Below are 443 nucleotides of genomic sequence, written 5' to 3'. Positions count from 1 at the left end.
AACCTCAACACCACCGGCGCCGGCTCTGCCGCTACCGCTGGTACCTTCACCTCGACCGCCAACTTCGCGGCCGTGACCTTCACCGACGCAGCCGACGATATCTCGTTCGATATCGCCGTCGACGGCGGTGCCGCGACGACCGTCACCATCGATCAGGCCGCTCTGGCGACCGTCGGCAACAATGACGACACGCTCGACGACGTTGCCGAACTGAACGCCGTTCTGACGGCCCAGGGCGTCACCGGCGTCACCGCCTCGATCGGCGGCGGCAAGCTGGTGCTGACCTCGGCCACCACGGGCGCCAGCTCGGCGGTTGCCGTGACCAACTTCGCCGAGACTGACGCCGACACCGACACCACCATCACCGGTATCGGCCTTGACGCCGGCACCTCGGCGGCTGGTGCTGCAACGGTCGCGCCCGGCGCGGTGAAGACCGTTGATGC

Annotated in this window: 1 protein-coding gene; it reads left to right on the top strand. The window is 68.2% G+C overall.

Annotated elements, in window-relative coordinates; translation table 11 throughout:
• A partial coding sequence (locus AC1DYL_RS22780) for a hypothetical protein (RefSeq protein WP_477174898.1) occupies positions 1–443 on the top strand: 443 nt, incomplete at both ends.

This window comes from Devosia sp. P1_H9 (assembly GCF_056405135.1).
The sequence above is the reverse complement of the archived record's forward strand: the minus strand, read 5'-3'. Positions and strand labels throughout refer to the sequence as shown.